Genomic DNA, 19,003 nt, shown 5'->3' with positions numbered 1-19,003 from the left:
AATTCAAACAATTATAAAAAAAGTAAATGGATAAAAATCAAGCAGTTGGCTTCGGATTAATTGCTGTACTACTGCTGGCTTATACGTTCTTCTTCTCTAAACCAGACGAAGCAGCCAACAGGCAGGCCACGCAGCAACAGGCCAAGGTAGAGCAACTGAACAGCACAGTAGTTGCCGAAAAGGACTCGCTCACCCAGGCTCGCAGAGCAACTGCTCTGGGCGCTTTTGGCGCTGCTGCAAATGGTGAGGCTAGTACTACCACTATCGAGAATGAAAATATACGTGTAACATTAAACACAAAAGGTGGTCTGGTAGAAGAAGTTCTGCTTAAAAATTATAAAACATACGACGGCAAGCCTCTATTTCTATTCGATAGTGAAAGCAGTACAACAGATGTGCAGTTTACAACGAATGATGGCAAAACAGTAAGCCTTTCTGATTTGTATTTTACTGCATCTGACGTTAAAACGGTTCAGAGTGAGACAGGGGAAGCAAAAACTATTACTTATAGAGCCCAAATTGGTGACAACCAGTATATAGACCAGACATACACACTGTATAACAATAGCTTTATGCTAGGTTACAGGCTTGACTTTAAAGGGTTGAGCAGCCAGGTTAGTGGCAACAACCTTACCTTTACCTGGACAGATCAGTTAAAGCAGTTAGAGCGTGATTTAAAGCAAAATCGTGCAAAATCTACCATTAACTATTATACAATAGAGGATGGCTTTGATAAAATGTCTATCTCTGAATCTAAAGAGACTGAAACATTAGATGAGCCGGTTAAGTGGGTGGCTAACAAGCAAAACTTCTTTACAGCTGGTATTATAGCCGGCAACAACTTTGCCGGTGCTAAAATTGAAGCTACTGTTGATCCGGCAGATACTTCTGTTGTAAAAACCTTGGCTTCGCAGATACTTATTCCGGCACAGGATGTACTTTCTGGTAAAGGAGAGTTTATGTATTATTTTGGCCCTAATGATTACAAGATTCTGAACAAGGTTGGTAACGACTTTGACAGAAACCTTGACCTGGGATGGGGTATTTTCTCTTATGTAAACAAGTGGCTGATTATACCGGCTTTTGACTTCCTGGAAAATTATATTGCCAGCTACGGTATCATCATTATCCTGTTGGTGCTTTACATTAAAACCATTCTGTTCCCGCTTACCTATAAGTCTTACCTGTCTATGGCTAAAATGAAAGTGCTGAAGCCAGAGATTGATGACATTAAGGAACGTAACGATGGAGACATGCAGAAGACGCAGATGGAGACCATGAAGCTTTATCAGGAAATGGGGGTTAACCCTTTGAGCGGCTGTATCCCAATGTTACTGCAAATGCCGATACTGTTCGCCATGTTCAACTTCTTTCCGAACTCTATTGAACTACGACAGGAGTCATTCTTATGGGCCACAGACCTTTCTACATACGATATTTTTGCCAAGCTGCCATTTACTATTCCGTTCTATGGTGACCACGTAAGTATGTTTACGCTGCTAATGACAGCTTCTACCATACTTTACACCTGGTCTAACAACCAGATGAACACCATGCAAGGACCAATGAAGTTTTACAGCTATCTGATGCCGTTGATCTTCATGTTCGTTCTGAACTCTTACCCGGCTGGTCTTAGCTTTTACTATTTCATGTCTAACATTGTAACTTTCAGCCAGCAGGCTATTATTCGTAATTTTGTTAATGAAGGTAAAGTGAGAGCCAAGCTGGAAGCAAACAAGCACAAGATTAAAGAAAAGAAACAGAAAGGTGGTCCATCTTTTACAGAGCGTATGCAGGAAGCCATGCGTGCCGCTGCTGAAAAAGAGCAGCAGAAACGTAATAAGGCAAATAAATAAAGCGCTTTAATTTAAAACATAGAAAAGCCTTTCTGACATCAGAAAGGCTTTTTTTATTGTCTCCACTTTTAATATTGCCGTATGCAGATATATAATAAAGTATAATATGAAAATAAATTTTAAAATAATTTCACCTTTACTGTTATCACTAACCATCTTTAGTTGCCAGTCAGGTAACGAAGAAAATAAAACTATAGTCAGTACGCACCCTAAGCTGGAAGAAGAATTAGAAAGAAATTCTGTTGATGTTCCTGTTTCGCCCAATGATACGTCGGACTTATATAACAGATATCGCATTACAATGCAGGAGTACGAAGGGAGTGGAAACTATGCTGTGAACGACTTATACATAGGCCGCCTGGCTCCTTTGGATGAGGAGAGCCATGCTGATGCCCTAAAGTACAGAACCGCTATTAATGAGGGGCTAAAAGATGGCGTTAATTTTGCAGGCCAATACACAGTAGTAACTGTTGGCTGTGGCACCTCCTGCCAGACTCATTATGTAGTTGACCGTGAAAGCGGTCAGGTACTGGATAAAGTGGAAAGTAATGTAGGTGCTCAATTCAGCAAAAACAGCCGCCTGTTCGTTGTAAATCCACCAGACTCTACTATTAACTATAATGAGTGTAGCTACTGTACACCACAAGCCTATGTATTTGAAAATGGTAAATTCAGAAAATTATAAGCTCAGATTAAAAAAAAGATTTATCAAACAGTTAGCTGTTATTACTTGTAATAGTAGACTTCTTCTTTTTTTATTGGTAAGTAGCTTTTGTACTGCTTTCTTAAGCTGCAGTAGTTCTTCTGCCAGTGTAGCGTCTAAAAACGGAGCGGCATCAAACGCGCGCACTGACATTCAGTTTCTATACATACAGAAAACATCTTGTTTAGGAACCTGCCCATCTTACGAGGCAAGCATTTCTACAGAAGGCAACATCACCTATGTTGGCAGGCGCTATGTTCCAATAACAGACACGCTTCAGCTTACTCTTCCTCAGGAAGACCTGGCAAAGCTTCAAAAAGAAGTAAAAAAGCTTGATTACAGCCAATGGCAAAGCAGCTACCTTACAGATTGGTCTGATATGCCTTCTACTATTATGGCTTTTTATGAAGATGGCCAAAAAGTAAAACAAATTAAACACCAGCGTGGAGGACCACAGGAGTTAATTCAATTCCAGGAGATGCTGCACAAAATGATTATGAAATTAGTAGAAGATAAATCCAGGCCAGTTAAGTAATACAACATATACCCCTTTTTGATAGCCGTTCCTCCTACCCTTTCTCCTCCTTTATTATTTCTTTTATAAAACTATGTAAAACAAAAGCTATCTAACCGATAGCTTTTGTTTTTTCCTTTGTACCAGTTTTTCCTTCTATAGCTGTTATGTAGGCTTAATACCTAATTTAGCCCACACTCTTAGTAATACTTTTCAAAACTAATTATGCAATAATTATAACAAATGCCATTTGGCACCGTAAAAAATAACATGAGTATTGATAATAACAAACTCGGAAAAGCTATATTATTATATGGCCATACTTGATAAAAATGAACAAAAGAGCAGATAAAACACAACAATCAGAATTTGAACAAAAACTGAATGAAAGCATTCTGGCAAATCAGAGAAATGCCAGTTCAGATTCTGACTATACTGAAACAGCACCTGCTCCTGCAGCTGATGCTTCTGAAACGGTACCATCAGATACGATACCAGTGATAGAGGAACAGCTCAAAGTTAAAAAACAGGTTGTTGAAACAGGAACAGTACACGTTTCTAAAAGTGTACATGAGGATAATGTTACCGTAAATGTTCCGACTGTTCATGAAGAAGTAGATGTCGAACGGGTTGAGATCAATGAGTTTGTAGAAACAACTCCACCTCCGGTTCGATATGAAGGAGATAAAATGATAATACCTGTTCTGCGTGAGGTTTCTGTTGTAGTAAAAAAGATACAGCTTGTAGAAGAGTGGCATATTACAAAACGGAAAGTAGAAACGCACGAACCGCAACAAGTTACACTTCGAAAAGAAGAAGTGAATATAAACCGGGTTGACAGCAATAACAATCCAGATCAGGTTTGATTATCAAACCATTTAATATGTATAATCTAAAATCTAAAAACTATGACACAGACAGTAGTAGGAATTTTCAATAAAGGAATAGATGCACAAACGGCCGCACAAAAACTTGAGAGTATCAATCTTAGGCCACAGAATATAGATGTATTAAGTCAAAGTGTAGATACTCAGTCTGGTGGCACAACAACCACAGGTAACCCTGAGCGTGTTCATAATTTCTTTAATAATCTTTTTGATGATAAAGATGAGGCTAAAAGATATTCAGAAGCAGCTCGACGTGGATGGGTTGTAACTGTCCATGCTCAATCTAAAGATGAGGCGCAACGTGCTGCTGAAACTCTGGATAACTGCGGAGCCATTGACGTAAACGATCTTAACAGCAGACCACAGGGTACCGCTACCCCACCAACAGGTACAGCAACTAGTGGTACAACTGCAGGCCAGTCTATTCCAGTAATAGAAGAGCAAATGGAAGTGGGTAAGCGTGAAGTAGAAACAGGTGGTGTACGATTAAGAAGTCGTATTGTAGAACGACCGGTTCAGGAAAGCATGCGCTTGCGTGAAGAGCATGTACACGTAGAAAGGAACCCAGTTAACCGTCCGGCAACAGACCGTGACTTTGCCAACTTCAAAGAAGGTGAAACAACTATAACTGAACATGCTGAGATTCCGATGGTAAACAAAGAAGCTCGCGTGGTAGAAGAAGTTAGAATTGGAAAAGAAACTGAGCAGCACGATGAAACTATTAAAAGCACAGTTCGCAAAACTGACATCGATGTAGACAAAGTGGATGCTCAGAAAGATCCAAGAAGAACTGATAACAGAAATATCTAATAGAAATTAAGCAGTAAAAAAGGCAGCTGATTGTTCAGCTGCCTTTTTTTATGACCAATAAATAAATATGAGGTTAAGCCATAAAGCTTTTTACTCTCGTCACCGTAAAACTTTTTTTTGTTCCGTTCAATACTTAATTTTTCTTCTTTATAATGATTCGAATCCGGAATGCAACCAAAACGTTCAGCTCTTTTAAGGCAGTAGATAATATATCTCTTGATATAAAAGAAAGAGAGACCCTGGTGCTTTTGGGAACTAGCGGTTGCGGTAAAACGACAACGCTAAAACTAATAAACAGACTCATAGAACTCTCTGCAGGAAGTATAGAGGTAGCCGGAAAGAACATACAACAGCAAAAGCCTGAGGAGCTGCGGCGAAGGATAGGTTATGTGATTCAAGGTGCAGGATTGTTTCCGCATTATACTGTAAAGGAAAATATAGCAGTAGTACCCCGGCTGTTAGGATGGAACAAAAGCAAAACAGAAACGCAAACGAGCAGGATACTGGAAATAATGGGGTTATCTGCCCAGAAGTATCTATGGAAATATCCACGCGAGTTAAGCGGAGGCCAGCAACAGCGTGTTGGTTTGGCAAGGGCCTTGGTTACAGACCCTCCTGTGGTGCTGATGGATGAGCCATTTGGTGCTCTCGACCCTATTACCCGTAGTAGTATCCTGCATGAGTTCAGGAACCTGGAGGCATTGCGCCATAAAACTGTTATTCTGGTAACGCATGACATTCAGGAAGCCTTTGAACTTGGTGACAGGATTTGCTTAATGGATAAAGGGGAAATTCAGCAGCTTGGTACACCAAAAGAACTTGTGTTTCAGCCAGCCAACGCATTTGTAAGGCGTTTTCTGCAGGAGCGGCGTTTTCAGCTTCAACTTCAGGTGTTACAGTTAGCGGAGTTACATTCTTATCTGCAGCCACACCTCACTTTTACAGACACCAATATAATAACTTTACCTGGAACAGCAAGTGTGCTAGAGGCAACGCAACTGTTATCTGTTGCAACTTACCCAAGACCAGTAATAGCCTTAGAAGCAACAGCTACTACTCCGGCACTGCACTTGGGAATTTCAGACATAATGGCTGCTGTAGACAAATATATTCAAACCCTGAACCTATGAATGATCTTGCAGCATTTGTTGACTTTGTACGGCTGCAATCCGGGAAGTTACTGGAGCAAACACTGGAGCATATTGGCCTTACCATAATCTCATTATCCCTGTCAATAGTGATTGGTTTACCATTGGGGCTACTCATCACCAGGTACAAGAGAGGATCAGGTACAGTGTTGGGCATAGCAGGTATTTTACAAACTATCCCAAGTATTGCCTTGTTAGGTTTCCTTATTCCTTTTTTAGGCATTGGCCCTAAGCCAGCCATATTTGCTTTGTTTCTTTACTCCCTGCTGCCTATTATCCGGAATACTTATACAGGTGTTATGCAAGTAGACCCTACGCTGAAAGAAGCAGCGCGTGGCATGGGCATGACTGACTGGCAACTTCTGACACGTATAGAGCTACCTTTAGCCCTGCCTGTTCTTTTTGCAGGTATTCGTACGGCTGCGGTATTAAATGTAGGTGTGGCTACACTGGCTGCTTATATTGCCGCTGGCGGGCTGGGAGAGTTTATTTTTGGAGGAATTGCTCTCAACAACACCCCCATGATTCTGGCAGGCGCTATTCCGGCAGCCTTATTGGCCATTGCATTTGACTTTATACTGGCTCGCCTGCAGAACCTACGCCGGGGCAGGTTAAAACCGGCCTTGCTCTTGTTTTGCCTAGGCATACCTTTGTTTTCTTCTTTTTACCTGATACCAAACAACGCTAAGCTACAGGCAGGGCTCAGCCCGGAATTTGCCGGCCGACCGGATGGCTATCCAGGTTTGAAAGCAACTTACCAGCTTGATCTGAATACCGTTATTATGGCACCCGCCTTAGTATATAAAGCTGTTTATGAAAGTGACGTAGATATTATTGACGGATATTCCACCGACGGTAAAATCAAAACATATAACCTTAGGGTACTGGAAGATGATAAACAATCATTCCCGCCCTATCATGCTGCTTTTCTGGTAAGGGAACCTGTACTGCAGCAGCATCCGGAACTACGGCAGGTGTTGGAATTGCTTAGTGGCACCATTAATGACTCTTTAATGACAGAGCTTAATTATCAGGTAGATTTTGCAAAACAATCCCCTGCCGATGTGGCTAAAGCCTATTTAAAAAAGAAGGGTTTATGGCAGGCATCAAGAAGTGGCTTAGGAGAAACCATAGTACTGGGCTCAAAAATTTTCACAGAGCAATACATTCTCACCGAAATGCTTTCGCAACTGATCAAAGGTTATACTGATCTGCAGGTATCAGCTAAAACAGGTTTAGGAGGCACTAAAATATGCTTTGATGCACTTGCTGCTGGCGAAATTGATATTTACCCGGAGTACACAGGCACAGGCCTGCAGGTCATTCTGAATACGCCTCCTGCACTGGCTGATTCACTTTCTAAAGATAAAGAACTTATGTTCAAATATGTTTCAACGCGATTTCAGGAGCGTTTCCAAATTGAATGGTTGCCTCCTTTGGGCTTCAACAACACCTATGCGCTGATGATGCGGGAGCAACAAGCTAAAAGGCTTCATATCACCACTATTTCGGATTTAAAACATTATCTGGAGCAATAGCATCTAGCTGCTTATCTATAAAAAGAAACTATAAGACAATATTAATGAAGTTATAATTTCTTTATAGCCAAAGACTACAGAATAAAACGAATGCGATTCCCAATCGTTAAATAAATGTATTTCAAATAAGGTAACTTCTACTCCATAAATAGGGTACAGTGTTTCCGTTCCTACAAAATAATCAATCATACAGTGCTACTACGGAATGGTATTGAAACAGCTGAAAATATCATTTTATTTAAACTATAGCCCAAATTTAATGACTGTTATTTTTAATTTTAGTAATTTCAGGCTGCATATTGAAAAATCAATATAAGCTAATATTAACGTTCAAACTTAAATAACCTAACTAACAGTGAGCGAGACAAAGACTAAGTTCAGACCAGGTGTATTATTCGGTGATGAAGTAACAGAACTGTTTAAGTATGCCAATGAAAATAATTTTGCCCTTCCGGCCGTAAACGTAATCGGAACAAACTCTATTAATGCTGTATTAGAAACAGCAAGAGAAGTTAACTCTCCGGTAATTATTCAGTTCTCTCATAGTGGAGCACAGTTTGTTGCCGGCAAAGGTTTAGCAAACGAGCTACAGAAATCTGCTATAGCCGGTGCTATTTCTGGTGCACAGCACGTGCATTTATTAGCAGAAGCTTACGGTGTGCCTGTTGTATTGCACACAGACCACGCCGCAAAAAAACTGCTTCCTTGGATTGATGGCTTGTTAGATGCAGGTGAGAAGTTCTTTAAAGAGCACGGAAAACCATTGTTCAGTTCACATATGCTGGACCTGTCTGAGGAGCAAATCCATGAAAATGTGGAAACATGCGCCAGCTACCTGAAGCGTATGAACAAAATGGGCATGACCGTAGAAATAGAATTGGGTGTAACTGGTGGTGAAGAAGATGGTGTAGACAACTCTGATGTAGACAGCTCTCGCCTGTATACACAACCAGAAGAAGTAGCTTATGCTTACGAAGAGCTTAACAAAATTAGCCATCGCTTTACTATTGCTGCTGCTTTCGGTAATGTACATGGTGTTTATAAGCCAGGTAACGTAGAACTTCGCCCAGAAATTCTGAAGAACTCACAAGAGTTTATCAAGGAGAAATTCGGCACAGGTCCTAACCCGGTAAACTTCGTATTTCACGGTGGATCTGGCTCAGAAAAAGCGAAAATCAAAGAAGCTATTGAGTACGGTGCCATTAAGATGAACATCGATACAGATATGCAGTGGGCTTTCTGGGAAGGAATTAAAAACTACTACGAGGATAAAAAAGAATATCTGCAAGCTCAGCTTGGCAACCCTAAAGGAGCTGATGAGCCTAATAAAAAGTTCTACGACCCACGTGTTTGGCTGCGTGAAGGCGAGAAAACATTCATTACTCGTCTCAAAGAAGCTTTCGAAGACTTGAATGCTATTAACCGTAATGCTTAATACAGCACAAAATAAAAAAGGTGGAGCTTTGACTCCACCTTTTTTATTTTGTGCTTAATCGTACTTATTATTTATGCTGCTGAAGCCACTGATAGATTGCTTCTGTATCTGCTTTACGGCAGAGCTCTGAACCAGGTGTTATCGTAGCAGCACTACCTGCAGCTACACCGTAACGTACAACATCTTCCATATCATAGCCTCGCTGCAACCCTAGTACCATACCTGCCACCATACTATCTCCGGCACCAACAGCACTACCTTGTTTAACTGAAGGAGGTACTACATAAGAAATACCTTTTTCTTTTGTAGCCAACATTGCTCCACGAGGCCCAAGTGAAACAACCAGTACCTGGCATTTCCCTTCTTCCAGTACCTTCATCGCCACATCTTCCATCGCCAAAGGATGTACTTTATCTTGTTCTGCCAGCGCCGGAAGTTCAGCCTGGTTTGGCTTAAGCAGAAATATACTTTCACTAGCCGCTTTCAGTAAAGCAGCACCTGACGTGTCTACAATTAATTTAAAGTTACGTTTATTGGCAATCACGGCAAGCTGATAGTAAAAGTCATCTGGTACACCTGGCGGTAAACTGCCACTGGCAATCACGTATTCAGGTACCTCTTCCAGCTTCTCCAACCTGTTTATGATCTGCATCCATTCTTCTTCATATGTTTCAGAACCTGGCATACCAAATCTATATTGTTTGCCTATGGCTTCATCCACTACCATTAGGTTTTCGCGGCTCCAATTCCTGGTTTCTACTGCCCAGAAATCAACCTCCTCTTCTTTTAATAGTTCCTGTAGCTTTACTCCGGGAGGTCCTCCGGCCAAAAACCAGGCACAAGATTCACCGCCTAACTTTTTGATTGCCCTGGAAACATTTATACCTCCTCCTCCTGGTTCGTACACTGGAGAAGCACATCGTATTTTATCGTCAGACACTATATTTTTAGCACTTGTGCTCTTATCGAGCGCTGGGTTTACTGTTATAGTGATTATTTTATGCATAATTTCTTTTAAAGATGTAGAGGTAAATTCTTCGTTAACAACCTTATCAGGCTTAGGTAAAGAATTACGTCAGTTACTGCCACTACTAAAGTATATACAAATTGGAGGCAACACTTTCATTATGATGGACACCTAAATATCAAATTCACGTTCATCTCCGGTTCTAAAAGTATAAACCACCCCTTTTACACCGACCTGAACTTCTTTAGACCAGCCTCGGTCAAAGGTTATTTTTAATTTTTGTGTTGTAGCTTGCAGGCGCAGCCAATGGCCTCTGTAACGGAGTTGCAGGTTTAGGCAACCTATCTCCTCTGGCAGTGCAGGGTCAAGCCACAAAACATTGTCTCGTATCTCTAAGCCTGTATACCCGCGTTGTACCAGGTCAACAGTACCGGCCATTGCACCCAGGTGTATACCTTCTGGCGTTGTACCTCCTTGTACATCTTCTACATCACTTACCAGTGCCACTTCAAAGTTTGACCAGGAACGTTTTCTGTCAGACCGTGCCAGTACCCACGAGTGCACAATCTTACTTAAAGTAGAACCATGGGAAGTGCGCTGCTCATAATACACGATGTTTTCCTGAACATTTTCAGGTTTTAGCTCATAGTTTAGCTGCCCAAAAAGCTTCAGTAACTCGTCATAAGAAAATAGGTAAAAAAGCATCAGCACATCAGCTTGTTTACTGGCTTTGTACCGGTTTACACTATCTCCCTCGCTCTCCAGAATACGATCCAATCGCATTGACTCGCCATATTTCTGCTTATATTTATCCCACGGGAAATCCAGTAAGTTTTCATATCCCTCAAACTGAGCAATAATGTTACTGTCACCTATAAAAGGCACAAACATTTTATGGCTTATGTCACGCCAGCGTTCCAAGTCATCATCTGTGATGTTAAGCTTCTGAAAGAGTTCACTTATTCTTGATTCATCCAGTATATCGAAAGTTCCTAATGCACACTGAATAACCCAGACAGCCATTACATTGGTATAGGCGTTGTTGCTCAGGCCTGGTTCATCAGAGTCAGGATATTGTGTATGATATTCATCCGGCCCCACTACATGATGAATCTCATACCGTTCCCGCTTTGGATTGTAAACGGCAATGGTAGACCAAAACTGAGCTATGTCAAATATCATTTCTGCTCCGGCAAAAGTGAGAAACTCCATGTCCTCAGTAGCCTGAAAATACTGCCATACATTATAGGCAATGCCCGCACTTATATGGCGTTGCAGATGTGTATCATCTTTCACCCAATTACCAGACTTGGGATTCAAATGAATTACCTGGCTTTCCTCACGTCCTGTACTACCACTTTGCCAAGGAAACATAGCTCCTTTGTACCCTGCTTCCTCTGCTAAGAAGCGCGCCTCCGGAAGTCGGTGAAAGCGATATCTTAAAAGTGCCCGTGTAAGTTCTGGTAAGTGCAGGTTCAGGAAAGGAAATATAAAAAGTTCATCCCAAAAAATGTGCCCCCGGTACGCTTCACCATGCAGTCCCCGTGCAGGTATACCCACATCCATACTAACAATATGAGGGGAAGCAGTTTGCAGCAGGTGAAAAATGTGCAGCCGCAGAATTGTCTGAGCTTTATCATTGCAGGCCAAACCTAAATCGCATCGGTTCCAGAGCCTGCTCCATGACCTTTTATGATCTTCCAGTAACTGCGTAAAACTACCTAACCGGTCTATGTTTAGGCATGCATCCTGCAGTACTTCTGAAATGGCAAAATCCCGGGAAGTGTAAAGCGTGACGACTTTCTCTAAACGGAAGGAGTGCCCTTGCTCACAGTATAGCCGCAGTAACTGTTCTACATAATCTTGTTTCTGATGTGTATCCCTTTGCACCTGACAAGCAATAGGCTCCACGTACACTCGCGTTCGGGCAGCCTGGGCCATTCTTATCTTCGACTGATTTGTTTGTACAAGCAGAAAAACTGTATCTTCTTTATGCTGCCCGGTCTGTAAAGGCTCCAGGTGCTTACTTTTTAGTTTGCGGTAACGGGGAACGCCATTGTTTGTCACGCTTCCACCCAAAGCCGAGCGAAGTTCAACCTCTCCTGACCAATTCACAGGAGTAAACTCCCACTCAATAGCAGCTACATGGGAGTCAGCCATGCTTACAAAGCGTTTACTATAAATAGATGTCTCACGGCCTGCTTTGTCACGGAAGTGTAGCCAGCGCTTCAACAAGGCATCCTTCATATCGAGCTCCTGCCTAAAAGAGATAAGTTCTACCTTTTCAAGATCAAACCACTCTTCTTCATCAGAGTGTCTGAAAGAAAGCGGTAGCCAGTTAGGCCAATTTACGAAATCCTCATTCTCAATGTCACGATCTGCTACTTTCGAGACAAGCCTGTTATAGCCTCCTGCCAGGTAAGTACCAGGGTAATTAACTTTCTCATCATCTGTGGATTCTTCAGCGGCTCCACGCGTGGCAAAATAGCCGTTTCCTAAGGTGCAAAGCGCCTCCCGTAGTGGCTGTTCTTCAGGTTTCCAACTATCGTAGGTTATCTTCCAATCAGCCATCTTTTTATTATTTTACGGTTTGAGTTAATTTCTCCAGGAACTGCCGAACCTCATCTACATCTTCTAAGCGATAGGTGGCCGCTGTTTTATCATCGTGCTCTCCAACCAGTATGCCTAACCCATACTTTTGCTCCTGCAGCGAAGCAAAAGCATCCTCATCTGTAATATCATCCCCGATGTATATAGGCATAATCTCAGGCTTATTCAGATCCAGCTCATTCATCAGCCAAAGTACTGCTTTGCCTTTGTGCCAGTCCATGTTAGGTTTTAGCTCGATAATTTTTTTACCAAGTCCTTTTTTAAGTTCCTCATGCTCATGCAGCACATCATCAACTGTTACCTTTACGCGTTCTATCTGGTTATCAGTTACGTTGCGATAATGCACAGCAATAGCATAGCGCTTTCGCTCCACTACTACACCAGCCACATCCTGTAGCCTCTCATGAAGAGTTTCAGCAGCTTTATCCAGTGCCGGTAAAGCCCTGGAAGCATCTCCCGGCTCCGTCTGCATCCCACCAGGGCCGGTAATATCGAACCCATGTGAGCCAGCGAAGTATAGATTATCCAACCCTACCAGTTTCTCCACATCAGCACGATCTCTGCCACTGACTACAGCCACGCTACAAACGTCTGCCAGTTGCCTCAAAGTAGTTTTCATTGCCTCTGAGAGAAAAGCTTTATTAGGATCCTGAACAATAGGCGAAAGGCAACCATCGTAATCTAAAAATACAGCTGGCTTTTTCCCTTCTAGTAGTTGATCAATTTTATTTAATGCTGATGGCAATTCCGTTGCTTCGTATTTCTGCATAGTAAATTATTCTGTGAAACTTTTGATTATCAGATCAGCTCCGTTTTCTTCTAACAATTCTTTATTATTAGTACGGTCTACCCCAACTACTAAACCAAAATTACCGGCTTTCCCAGCTGCAATACCAGCCCAGGCATCTTCAAAAATAGCTGCCTCCTGTGGTTGTACATCTAATCTTTTAGCAGCCTCTAAGAAAATATCGGGTGCTGGTTTACCTTTTAGCTTCAGCTCTGCTGAGACCATACCATCTACACGCACTTCAAAAAGATTAGTTAACCCTGCACTACGTAATATGTCCAGACAATTTTTACTGGCTGATATCACAGCTGTACGTAATCCTTTTTCCTGCTGCACCTTTACCCACGTTATAGTATCCTCAAAAACTACGACACCATTTTGCTTCAACATCTCCTGAAAGTACAGGTTCTTTAAATCGCCTAAACCAACCACCGTGTTTTCACCAGCCTCATCATCAGGCTTACCTTCCGGTACTGTAATCCCACGGGACTTAAAGAAGTTTCTCAGGCCATCAAGCCTTGGCATACCATCAACATATTCACGATAATCCTCCACCACATCAAAAGGCTTATACTCTTTCCCTTCTTCTTTGCCACGTTGCTTTAGGTATAGATCACACATTTTCTTCCATGCCTCTGCATGTAAGACAGCTGTTTTAGTTATTACACCGTCCATGTCCAGTATAAGGGCTTTAATATTTCTCTCACTGATGAGATTGTTCAGGTTGCTCATATGTGTTTTATGGTTTGTAGGTTATTTATTTACAGCATTGATAAAGCTGAAGGTTACACATTAGAAGGAAAAGCCTGCTTATAGCTTTAAGCTTACCGCTCATGCATTATAAACCTTACTTCTTCCTCAATATAGTATTAGTTGAATTCTGATACATTAAAAAAGAAATTCATTACAGCTTTGCCAGTTTAATCAGCAATAAGCTTAACTCATTTTTTCAGTTCTGTTTCGGCTAAAACGCTTAATTTATAAAGTTCCGCAACCCACACTACTGACGTTGACAAAGCAATAAGAATTAAAAGGTCAACAAATGGTAACTCTTCAAAACGGAATACACCACTCAGGAATGGCGTATAAATCACGACCAGTTGCAAAGCCAATGACACGATAAACGCTATATTTATGTTTCTGTTGGAGAAAATGCCGATTTTAAATACGGAATCTTTCAGAGAGCGCATATTAAATGTGTTAAACACCTGTAGCATTGATATTACGATAAATACTGCCGTGTGGGCTATTTCTTCATTCTGACCAAGGTAATACCTGAACACACCCAAGGTTACAAACAACATGGTAACTGACATGATAATTAAAAAAGGAATAACGCTCCTATCAAGAATATTAACATCGCGTGACACCGGCCTCTCTTTCATCATTCCTTTTTGCCCGCGCTCAGTTGCTAAGCCCAGCTCCATTATTCCATCCGTTACCAGGTTCACCCATAAAATTTGTGTTGCTGTAAGCGGGAAAGGCCACCCCATTCCTATAGCTAGTATAAACACCAGTGCAAAGGCAAAGTTAGTCGTAAGCAGGTAAAAGCTTGTCTGCCTTACATTCTGAAAAACAATACGCCCCTCCCGTATTGCCCGCACGATTGTAGCAAAATTATCGTCGGAGAGCACAATTTTTGCTGCATCTTTAGCAACATCAGTACCTCTGATTCCCATAGCAATACCCACATCGGCACGTTTTAAAGCTGGTGCATCATTTACTCCGTCACCTGTCATGGCTATAAGGTGCCCTTTTTGTTGGAGATGTTCTGCAATACGCAGTTTTGTGTTCGGGCTAACTCTCGTAAAAACTGATACGTTTTGCACTATCTTATCAAACTCTTCTTTGCCTACCTCCAGTTCGTCTTCCTGCATAGCAACAGGATAACCTTGTCTTGAATCAGAGCCATCTACAATGCCTACCTCACGTGCAATGGCTGCCCCAGTGTTTTTGTGGTCGCCAGTAACCATTATAACACGAATACCTGCTGTTTTACAAGATTCGATGGCCTCCTGCACTCCTTGCCGTGGCGGGTCTACTATACCTGTTACACCCACCCAAATAAGATTATCAACATGTTCTGTTTCTGCTGTGTTGGTAGCTGAACCCACCTCTTTATAAGTCAGCCCCAGCAGTCTCATTGCTTCATTGGTCCACTCATCCATTTTATCCTGTATCTGCTGGCGGTGCTCTTCTGTCAGCTCCTGCGGGCCGTTAGCGGCAAGGACCTGGTTACATCGCTTCAGCATTTGCTCAGGAGCACCTACTGCCAATAACTCCCGCTTGCCCCCCTCACGTTCTATAAGAGAGGCTCTGAACTTCTGGTCTGAGCTGAAAGGCAGGTCATCTATACGTTTTGCTTTTGGAACGCTGGATGCATTTTTAGCCTCTGCTTTTTTAGATAAAACCAACAGAGCCACCTCACTTGGGTCTCCGGAAACTTTAGGCTGGTTCTCCAGATCATCATCTTTACCCTCTGCCTTAGTCTCTACTTCCTCATAAGCTTCTGTGTTACTTTTGCCACCCTCTGCTTCTGCTGCTTCGCTTAGTCTGGCATTATTACACAAGCTGGCAATAAGCAAGAGTTGTTGCATCACAGGATTTTCATTGGGACTTACGTCCTTACCATCCTGTTTAAAACTACCCTGCACCGCATAACCACTACCAGACACAGCCACGTCTGATCCATCACCAAGAAATATTCGCTTTACAGATAATATGCTTTGGGTAATCGTACCAGTCTTATCAGTGAGAATAACCGTTACTGAACCCAGCATTTCTGTTGCTGTTGTTTCCCTTATAATAGCATTCTGGTTGGCCATGCGCCGGGCACCTATCGCCAGTACAATGGAAATAACAGCTGGCAGACCTTCCGGTATAGAAGACACAAGTGTGGCTACTGTCAGCAGCAAAATCTCTTGGAACTCATAATCACGAAAGAAATACCCCAGCACAAACACTACCGCAGAGGTGGCAACAGCAATAACAGCCATTTGTTGTCCGAGGCGGGCTGTCTTTTTGCTAAAGTTGGTTGCCTCGGGTTTGATATTACCGAGTGATTCAGATATTTTACCAATCTCGGTGTTTTGGCCTGTGCCTGTCACCACAGCCTTGGCCGAGCCTCTGGCTATATGTGTGCCTTTCCAAAGCATGTTCACCCGGTCTCCCAGGTTTATTTTCCCCTCCAATGCTTCTATCTTTTTGTCAGTAGGCACAGATTCACCTGTAAGCGAGGCCTCTTCGGCTCTCAGGCTTTTTTGACTGATAATGCGTGCATCAGCCGGAATGCCATCGCCCTCTTCCAAAACAATCACATCGCCAGGCACCAGATCCTTTGCCTCTATCTCCCGCACTTTGCCGTTCCGCATCACATTGGCATTTTGCTTAATCAGGCTTTTTAATGCCAGGATAGCTTTCTCTGCCCGATACTCCTGCATAAAGCCCAGCACAGCGTTGAATAAAATCACTCCCAGTATGACGTAAACATCTACCTTGTGGTCTGCATACCAGGCCACACCCGCCGCCAAAAACAGAATGAGAATTAGCACATCCTTAAACTGCTTCAGGAAAAGCAGTACAGGATTTGTGCCCTCAGTGCCCGTCAGTTCATTAGGGCCTAATTCATCAAGTCGTTTCTTAGCCTCCTCCTCTGACAGTCCTTCTCTACCTGATTGCAGTTTCTGTAGTGTATCCTCTACAGAGTCATTGTAGTACGGATGCTTCTGATTGATTTCCATAGTTTTAACTATACTTAAAGAGGTTTGTTTTTGATGCGCAGCAGCAACCGATAAGTCACTTAGGCACTAGTAATTTGTACTTTCTCAACAAGAATATGCATGTAGGAGCATATAGTAGAAACTAAAAAAAGCATGAGAAGAGTATTTGTAAGGTAAAAAAGATATGAATTTACTCTTCGTAAGACTATATTTCACCAAGGTATACATAGTCAGACATCAAATAAAATGATAAAAGTCACTAAGAATTTATAATATAGCATTTAGGTTGCTTAGAAACCCAAACAACCTATTCCTAGTAAATTTGCTAAAAACACAATTATAAAAAAGCAACTATGCTGAAAAACGTTAGCCCTACTTCTACCACTGCCTGGAAGAAACTTGAAGCACATTTTGCAGACCTGCAGCCACAACTCCTCCGTGACCTGTTTAAGGAAGACCCTGAGCGTTTCAACAAGTTTAGTCTCTACTTCGAAGACATGCTCTTTGACTTGTCTAAGAACAGAATAACAGAAAAAACTTTAGACCTGCTTACCGGGCTTGCTGAAGAAATGGATTTATCCGGAGCAATTGAAAGTATGTTCCAAGGTGAAACCATAAATGCCACAGAGAAACGCGCTGTCCTGCATACTGCTCTGCGAAATTTCACAGACGAAAGCATTGAAGTAGATGGAGAAAACATTTTAGCGGAAGTACGTGATGTGCAGAAGCAGATGAAAGCGTTCTGCCAAAAGCTGCACAATGGCGAATGGACTGGCTACACCGGCAAGCCCATTAATCACATTGTTAATATTGGTATTGGTGGCTCTGACCTAGGCCCTAAAATGGTAGTAGAAGCGTTGAAATACTACCAGAAGCCTGGCATTGCAGTAGACTTTGTTTCTAACGTGGACGGTACTGATGTAGCAGAAGTACTTAAAAAACTTGATCCTGAAACGACACTTTTCATTATTGCATCAAAAACGTTCACAACCAAAGAAACCATTGCCAACGCACACTCTGCTCGCGACTGGTTCATGAAACACGCTGGCGACAAAGAACAAATTAAAAAACATTTTATTGCCCTGTCTACTAACACAACAGCTGTAGAAGAGTTTGGTATTGCCCCTGAAAACACCTTCCGCTTCTGGGACTGGGTAGGTGGCCGTTTCTCCTTATGGTCTGCAATTGGGTTGTCTATTGCATGTGCCGTAGGATACGATGCTTTTGAAGAGCTGCTGAAAGGCGCAGAAGCAATGGACAAGCACTTCCGTACTGCTCCTATTCGTGAAAATGTACCAGCAGTAATGGGTTTACTAGGCGTTTGGTACACCAACTTCTTTGGGGCACAAACCCATGCTGTACTGCCTTACGACCAGTACTTGCGCCTGCTGCCGGAGTACCTGCAACAGGGCTTAATGGAAAGCAATGGTAAAAGCGCTGACCGCAACGGTAATTTTGTAAATTACGAAACGCAACCTGTAATATGGGGAGCTGCAGGTACAAACAGCCAGCATTCGTTCTTCCAATTGATTCACCAGGGAACGGTACTTATACCTTGTGACTTTATTGCTCCGGCACAAAGCCTTAACCCCCTTGGCAACCACCACGTCATGCTACTCTCTAACTTCTTTGCTCAGACAGAGGCGTTAATGAAAGGAAAAACAGAAGAAGAAGCCCGTGAAGAGCTACTTAAAAAAGGTGACAAATCTTCTGATGAAGTAGAAACATTGGTGCCGCATAAGGTTTTTGAGGGTAACAAGCCAACCACTTCTATTATGTTCCCTAAGCTAACGCCATACATCTTAGGTAGCCTTATTGCTATGTATGAGCACAAAATATTTGTGCAAGGTGTGCTATGGAATGTCTACAGCTTCGACCAATGGGGTGTAGAACTTGGTAAGCAGCTAGCAGGAGTTATTGAAGATGAATTACAAGGAAAGAAAGAAGGAAGCCACGATAGCTCTACTAACGGCCTGATAGCTTATTATAACAATAACCGCAGCTAAAACTATATTGAGCAAAGAATAAG

At 42.2% G+C, this 19,003-nt stretch carries 14 protein-coding genes; 9 read left to right on the top strand and 5 right to left on the bottom strand.

What is annotated here, in order from left to right:
• The first annotated feature begins 26 nt into the window (after positions 1-26).
• From yidC to fbaA, 8 genes are all read left to right on the top strand, one after another.
• Positions 27-1,856: a membrane protein insertase YidC gene (gene yidC, locus LN995_RS16425; RefSeq protein ID WP_229962173.1), complete on the top strand. Its 1,830-nt coding sequence runs from the start codon at positions 27-29 to the stop codon at positions 1,854-1,856.
• Between the two features lie 106 nt (positions 1,857-1,962).
• Positions 1,963-2,541 (top strand): hypothetical protein, encoded by a 579-nt coding sequence (locus LN995_RS16420; RefSeq protein WP_229962172.1) that lies wholly within the window; start codon positions 1,963-1,965, stop codon positions 2,539-2,541.
• A gap of 73 nt (positions 2,542-2,614) precedes the next feature.
• Entirely contained in the window at positions 2,615-3,094 is a 480-nt protein-coding gene (locus LN995_RS16415; protein WP_229962171.1) for a DUF6438 domain-containing protein, read from the top strand.
• A gap of 311 nt (positions 3,095-3,405) precedes the next feature.
• Positions 3,406-3,939 carry a YsnF/AvaK domain-containing protein gene (locus tag LN995_RS16410; RefSeq protein WP_229962170.1) on the top strand — a complete coding sequence of 178 codons (534 nt, stop codon included), beginning with the start codon at positions 3,406-3,408 and terminating at the stop codon, positions 3,937-3,939.
• A 42-nt stretch (positions 3,940-3,981) separates the two neighbouring features.
• Entirely contained in the window at positions 3,982-4,770 is a 789-nt protein-coding gene (locus LN995_RS16405) for a YsnF/AvaK domain-containing protein (protein ID WP_229962169.1), read from the top strand.
• A 152-nt stretch (positions 4,771-4,922) separates the two neighbouring features.
• Positions 4,923-5,900, top strand: a complete 978-nt coding sequence (locus LN995_RS16400; protein ID WP_317206964.1) for an ABC transporter ATP-binding protein — start codon at positions 4,923-4,925, stop codon at positions 5,898-5,900.
• Positions 5,897-7,456 (top strand): ABC transporter permease/substrate-binding protein, encoded by a 1,560-nt coding sequence (locus LN995_RS16395; protein ID WP_229962168.1) that lies wholly within the window; start codon positions 5,897-5,899, stop codon positions 7,454-7,456. The genes LN995_RS16400 and LN995_RS16395 overlap by 4 nt, the downstream gene beginning before the upstream one ends.
• A gap of 355 nt (positions 7,457-7,811) precedes the next feature.
• Positions 7,812-8,891, top strand: coding sequence for a class II fructose-bisphosphate aldolase (fbaA, locus tag LN995_RS16390; protein WP_229962167.1), 1,080 nt, complete (start codon positions 7,812-7,814; stop codon positions 8,889-8,891).
• A gap of 67 nt (positions 8,892-8,958) precedes the next feature.
• Here fbaA and LN995_RS16385 read toward each other — a convergent pair whose 3' ends face one another.
• The 5 genes from LN995_RS16385 to LN995_RS16365 all read right to left on the bottom strand — a co-directional run bounded on the left by LN995_RS16385 (position 8,959) and on the right by LN995_RS16365 (position 16,995).
• Positions 8,959-9,897, bottom strand: a complete 939-nt coding sequence (locus LN995_RS16385) for a 1-phosphofructokinase family hexose kinase (protein ID WP_229962166.1) — start codon at positions 9,895-9,897, stop codon at positions 8,959-8,961.
• Positions 9,898-10,029: 132 nt separating this feature from the next.
• Positions 10,030-12,429, bottom strand: coding sequence for a glycoside hydrolase family 65 protein (locus tag LN995_RS16380; protein ID WP_229962165.1), 2,400 nt, complete (start codon positions 12,427-12,429; stop codon positions 10,030-10,032).
• A 7-nt stretch (positions 12,430-12,436) separates the two neighbouring features.
• Positions 12,437-13,237 carry a trehalose-phosphatase gene (gene otsB / locus LN995_RS16375; protein WP_229962164.1) on the bottom strand — a complete coding sequence of 267 codons (801 nt, stop codon included), beginning with the start codon at positions 13,235-13,237 and terminating at the stop codon, positions 12,437-12,439.
• 6 nt (positions 13,238-13,243) lie between these two features.
• Complete coding sequence (locus LN995_RS16370) at positions 13,244-13,987, bottom strand: beta-phosphoglucomutase family hydrolase (protein WP_229962163.1); 744 nt, start codon at positions 13,985-13,987, stop codon at positions 13,244-13,246.
• A 209-nt stretch (positions 13,988-14,196) separates the two neighbouring features.
• Positions 14,197-16,995 (bottom strand): cation-translocating P-type ATPase, encoded by a 2,799-nt coding sequence (locus tag LN995_RS16365; protein WP_229962162.1) that lies wholly within the window; start codon positions 16,993-16,995, stop codon positions 14,197-14,199.
• 332 nt (positions 16,996-17,327) lie between these two features.
• Between LN995_RS16365 and pgi the strand changes: the two genes are divergently transcribed.
• A complete protein-coding gene (gene pgi, locus LN995_RS16360; RefSeq protein WP_229962161.1) occupies positions 17,328-18,980 on the top strand; it encodes a glucose-6-phosphate isomerase in 1,653 nt (550 codons plus the stop codon).
• Positions 18,981-19,003 lie beyond the last annotated feature (23 nt).

It is taken from the genome of Pontibacter silvestris (genome assembly GCF_020907275.1).
GTDB lineage: Bacteria > Bacteroidota > Bacteroidia > Cytophagales > Hymenobacteraceae > Pontibacter > Pontibacter silvestris.
Note: the sequence above shows the minus strand (reverse complement) of the source record. Positions and strands in the feature narration are given on the sequence as shown.

Coding starts and splice junctions, on each gene's coding strand:
- yidC (WP_229962173.1), top strand. CDS start 27: ATGGATAAAAATCAAGCAGTTGGCTTCGGATTAATTGCTGTACTACTG.
- LN995_RS16420 (WP_229962172.1), top strand. CDS start 1,963: ATGAAAATAAATTTTAAAATAATTTCACCTTTACTGTTATCACTAACC.
- LN995_RS16380 (WP_229962165.1), bottom strand. CDS start 12,429: ATGGCTGATTGGAAGATAACCTACGATAGTTGGAAACCTGAAGAACAG.
- LN995_RS16400 (WP_317206964.1), top strand. CDS start 4,923: ATGATTCGAATCCGGAATGCAACCAAAACGTTCAGCTCTTTTAAGGCA.
- LN995_RS16395 (WP_229962168.1), top strand. CDS start 5,897: ATGAATGATCTTGCAGCATTTGTTGACTTTGTACGGCTGCAATCCGGG.
- LN995_RS16410 (WP_229962170.1), top strand. CDS start 3,406: ATGAACAAAAGAGCAGATAAAACACAACAATCAGAATTTGAACAAAAA.
- LN995_RS16385 (WP_229962166.1), bottom strand. CDS start 9,897: ATGCATAAAATAATCACTATAACAGTAAACCCAGCGCTCGATAAGAGC.
- otsB (WP_229962164.1), bottom strand. CDS start 13,237: ATGCAGAAATACGAAGCAACGGAATTGCCATCAGCATTAAATAAAATT.
- LN995_RS16365 (WP_229962162.1), bottom strand. CDS start 16,995: ATGGAAATCAATCAGAAGCATCCGTACTACAATGACTCTGTAGAGGAT.
- LN995_RS16370 (WP_229962163.1), bottom strand. CDS start 13,987: ATGAGCAACCTGAACAATCTCATCAGTGAGAGAAATATTAAAGCCCTT.
- LN995_RS16405 (WP_229962169.1), top strand. CDS start 3,982: ATGACACAGACAGTAGTAGGAATTTTCAATAAAGGAATAGATGCACAA.
- pgi (WP_229962161.1), top strand. CDS start 17,328: ATGCTGAAAAACGTTAGCCCTACTTCTACCACTGCCTGGAAGAAACTT.